Here is a 4,227-nt window from a genome sequence, read left to right as displayed (position 1 = left end):
CGAACTCAGAAGTGAAACGCCGTAGCGCCGATGGTAGTGTGGGGTCTCCCCATGTGAGAGTAGGGAACCGCCAGGTTTTATATTTAAAGAAAGCCACTCATCTGAGTGGCTTTTTTGCATTTGTAGTCCGCCAAAATACAAATTCCCGCAGTGCTGGGATCCGCGTCTGCGGACTGATAAACTAGACAGCATATTTGTCAGATGAGTTTTTCATTATGTCCCTCAAACCTGCTGATTCACTCCGCCAGTTACATACATTTGGTATCGAAGCCGGTGCCCGGCATATTGATGTCGCAGAGACCATTTCTGATCTCTGCCGCTTATGGCTGGCTGCACAAACGGAAAAATCCCCCTTCCTGCTGTTAGGCGGCGGCAGTAATGTACTGTTTACTGAGGATTTCAATGGCACCGTTGTCATTAACCGGATCCCCGGCAAGACCGTCCGGGAAACACCGGATGCCTGGTTTATCGAAGTTGGTGCCGGCGAAAACTGGCATGAATTAATCCGCTGGATGCTGGCGAACAGTATTTACGGCATGGAAAACCTGGCGCTGATCCCGGGCTGTGCCGGTACTGCACCGATTCAGAATATCGGGGCATACGGTACCGAATTTAAAGACGTATGTGACTATGTGGATGTCACCTCTCTGTCAGACGGGCAGACAACACGCCTGACTGCAGAGGAATGTCGCTTTGGCTACCGTGACAGTATTTTCAAACATGATTATCAGCAGGGATATGCTATCACAGCGGTGGGACTGAAACTGCCGAAAGTATGGAAACCGAATCTGAGCTACGGTGATTTGAAATCGCTGGATCCAGCGACTGTCACACCTCAGCAGGTATTTGATATGGTCTGTCAGATGCGGATGAGCAAACTGCCGGATCCGGCTGTAACCGGCAATGCAGGCAGCTTTTTTAAAAATCCGGTTGTGACTGCTGAGTGTGCGCAGAAAATCAAAGCACAGTATCCGGACTGCCCGCAGTATGTGGTGGCGGACGGAATCAAACTCGCTGCCGGCTGGCTTATCGACCAGTGTCAGCTGAAAGGCCATCAGGAAGGTGGTGCAGCGGTGCATATGAACCAGGCGCTGGTATTGATTAACCGTGATAATGCAACAGGTGATGATGTTATCCGTCTCGCCCGTTATGTCCGTCAGCAGGTTGCTGCCCGTTTCGGGGTTCAGCTGGAGCCGGAAGTCCGTTTTATCGGCACGGACGGTGAAATCAGTGCCACAGAGGCTATTGCATGAAAGATTACAGTGTACCGCTGACGCTGATTGGCATTTTATCCGACGGTGAGTTCCATTCCGGTGAACAACTCGGCGATAAGCTGGGGATGACCCGGGCTGCAGTTAATAAGCACATCCGCACCTTACGTGAGATGGGTATAGAGATGGAAACGGTCACCGGTAAGGGTTACCGCCTCTTTGCACCGATGAATCTGTTACAGCCCGATGTTATCCGCACGCTGCTGCCCGGGCGAAATGTCGAAGTGCTGCCGGTCATAGGTTCCACCAATCAGCATATGATGGATAAAGTCGGGGAACTGACATCCGGTGATGCCTGTGTGGCGGAATACCAGTATGCCGGACGCGGTCGCCGCGGGCGGCAGTGGATCTCTCCGTTTGGCCGCAATCTGTATCTTTCTCTGTACTGGCGTCTTGAGCAGGGACCCGCAGCGGCTATCGGGCTGAGTCTGGTAGTCGGTATTGTGCTTGCTGAGACACTGCATGAGCTGGGTGCGACCGGTGTAAAAGTCAAATGGCCGAATGACTTATATCTGGATGACAAAAAACTGGCCGGTATTCTGGTCGAACTTCAGGGAAAAACCGGGGATGCCGCGCATGTGGTTATCGGGATCGGGATTAACCTGACCATGGAAAGTAGTGGTACAGATCAGATTGGCCAGCAGTGGATCAATCTGCAGCAATCCGGTATTCAGATCGACCGTAATATATTATCTGCAGAGTTTATTAAACATCTGACAGATGCGTTGCACTTGTTCGAAAAAAGCGGACTGACCCCGTTTATTGAACGCTGGTATGCTTTTGATAATTACCTTAATCGTGAAGTAAAACTGATTATTGGTGAGCGTGAGGTCTTTGGCGTTTCCAGAGGGATAAACGGGCAGGGTGCTTTGTTATTAGATCAGTTTGGTGAAATTACCCCCTATATCGGCGGAGAAATATCACTTCGCGGTGTGAATTCAAAAAATAAACCGGCCTGAGCCGGTTTATTTTTAACAGAAAAACTGATTATTTCCGCAGTTTCACATTGGTCACCATATGATTGGTGCCTTTGGTCATCACCAGGCTGGCCCGCTCTCTGGTCGGCAGAATATTTTCATGCAGATTCAGGCCGTTAATCTCATCCCAGATTGTTGAGGCAATGCTGACGGCCTCACTTTCCTCAAGTTGCGCATAGTGATGGAAATAGGAATTAGGATCACTGAATGCGCCCTGACGGAATTTCAGGAACCGCCCGATATACCAGCTCTTCAGTAATTCTTCCGGCGCATCCACATAAATAGAGAAATCCACAAAATCGGACACGAACACATGGTGCATGGCTTCCGGATAATCCATCCCGCTCTGCAGCACATTCAGGCCTTCCAGGATCACGATATCCGGCTGCTCAACCACTAACTGTTTATCCGGGATAATGTCATAGGTCAGATGTGAATAAACCGGCGCCAGAACCCGCGGGGTACCGGATTTCACTTCAGAAACGAAACGCACCAGATTATGCATGTCATAGGATTCAGGGAATCCTTTCTTCTTCATAATACCGCGTTCATTCAGCACAGAATTGGGATGAAGAAAACCATCAGTGGTAATCAAATCCACTTTGCGATGTTCCGGCCAGCGGCTCAGTAGCGCCTGCAATAACCGGGCGGTGGTACTTTTTCCGACTGACACACTGCCGGCAATACCAATCACATAAGGGACTTTCGCTTCATTTCTGCCGAGGAACTGCTCCAGTACGGCCTGACGGCGCAGGTTTGAGCTGATATAGAAGTTCAGCAGACGGGACAGTGGCAGATAAATCGCGATAACTTCATCAATCGAGATTTCATCGTGGATACCGCGCAGATCGTCAATTTCCTGCTCAGACAACGTCATCGGAACGGAGTTACGCAGGGTCGCCCACTGACTGCGGCTGAAATGGAGATAAGGAGAGAGCGATTTTTCTTTATACATAAACCAACAGCTGCCTTTATTACGCAGGTTGGACAGGTCATTAATACCCGTACCGGCTGAAAATAAATCGCATCATAGCGAGAGATGAGAGTCAGGCGTAGCAATTTTTTTGAAAAAATGCATTTTTTTTGATGTCGCGGACATAAATTACATTGCGCATGACATAAACAAGGAGTCAAAAATAAGCGGATTATTGGTTTTTACGGTAGTCCATCTGTGTGATTACTGAGAGTTTAAGTGATAAGTATCGCTGCTAATTTGTACATTACCTATTGAAAAAAACAGCAAAATACGGAAGAATGTCCACTTTGTGAGCAAAAGAACAATTTCAGCGATTTTTTTGTTGCATCCTGCGCAAAGTCTCCATAGAATGCGCAGCACTTGATGCCGGCATAGCTCAGTTGGTAGAGCAACTGACTTGTAATCAGTAGGTCCCGAGTTCGACTCTTGGTGCCGGCACCATTTAACAATTTGGAAAGGTGGGATACCCAAGCGGCCAAAGGGAGCAGACTGTAAATCTGCCGTCACAGACTTCGAAGGTTCGAATCCTTCTCCCACCACCATCTAATGTGAATTATTATCCTGAGTGTTTTACTCAAGACTCCTTCGATGTAAAATACTCCGGATTCAGTTACAGCAGATTAAAGTCAGGTAGCCGAGTTCACGCGGGCATCGTATAATGGCTATTACCTCAGCCTTCCAAGCTGATGATGCGGGTTCGATTCCCGCTGCCCGCTCCAAGATGTGCTGATATAGCTCAGTTGGTAGAGCGCACCCTTGGTAAGGGTGAGGTCGGCAGTTCGAATCTGCCTATCAGCACCACTTCCGTTGTTCTCCATTCCTTGATTTTTTTCCCTGTAAATATCCAGACAAGCAATACTGCTTGGTTGATGTGGTGAAACCACCGATTCCGTGTCTTAGAGGGACAACTAATGTCTAAAGAAAAGTTTGAACGTACGAAACCGCACGTTAACGTTGGTACTATCGGCCACGTTGACCACGGTAAAACTACCCTGACTGCTGC

4 protein-coding genes and 4 tRNA genes are annotated in these 4,227 nt (G+C 48.7%); 7 read left to right on the top strand and 1 reads right to left on the bottom strand.

The genetic code is table 11. The features are described from left to right. Positions 1-215 precede the first annotated feature (215 nt). A complete protein-coding gene (murB, locus tag GN208_RS17620) occupies positions 216-1,253 on the top strand; it encodes a UDP-N-acetylmuramate dehydrogenase (RefSeq protein WP_046025133.1) in 1,038 nt (345 codons plus the stop codon). Next, a complete protein-coding gene (gene birA / locus GN208_RS17615) occupies positions 1,250-2,230 on the top strand; it encodes a bifunctional biotin--[acetyl-CoA-carboxylase] ligase/biotin operon repressor BirA (protein WP_004238687.1) in 981 nt (326 codons plus the stop codon). The genes murB and birA overlap by 4 nt, the downstream gene beginning before the upstream one ends. A 28-nt stretch (positions 2,231-2,258) precedes the next feature. Here birA and coaA read toward each other — a convergent pair whose 3' ends face one another. Then, the gene (coaA, locus tag GN208_RS17610; RefSeq protein WP_004238689.1) at positions 2,259-3,203 is read right to left on the bottom strand and encodes a type I pantothenate kinase; all 945 of its coding nucleotides are present in this window, start codon (positions 3,201-3,203) and stop codon (positions 2,259-2,261) included. A gap of 386 nt (positions 3,204-3,589) precedes the next feature. On the opposite strand from coaA, the gene GN208_RS17605 reads away from it, so the two are divergent. From GN208_RS17605 to GN208_RS17585, 5 genes are all read left to right on the top strand, one after another. Beyond that, positions 3,590-3,665 (top strand) — tRNA-Thr (locus GN208_RS17605). Between the two features lie 16 nt (positions 3,666-3,681). Then, positions 3,682-3,766 (top strand) — tRNA-Tyr (locus GN208_RS17600). Between the two features lie 102 nt (positions 3,767-3,868). Beyond that, positions 3,869-3,943 (top strand) — tRNA-Gly (locus GN208_RS17595). A 6-nt stretch (positions 3,944-3,949) separates the two neighbouring features. After that, a tRNA-Thr gene (locus tag GN208_RS17590) sits at positions 3,950-4,025 on the top strand. 110 nt (positions 4,026-4,135) lie between these two features. Next, the coding region (locus GN208_RS17585; protein WP_001978617.1) for a GTP-binding protein at positions 4,136-4,227 on the top strand (92 nt) is incomplete at its 3' end.

This window comes from Morganella sp. HSTU-ASny43 (assembly GCF_022819185.1).
Lineage (GTDB): Bacteria > Pseudomonadota > Gammaproteobacteria > Enterobacterales > Enterobacteriaceae > Morganella > Morganella morganii.
Note: the sequence above shows the minus strand (reverse complement) of the source record. Positions and strands in the feature narration are given on the sequence as shown.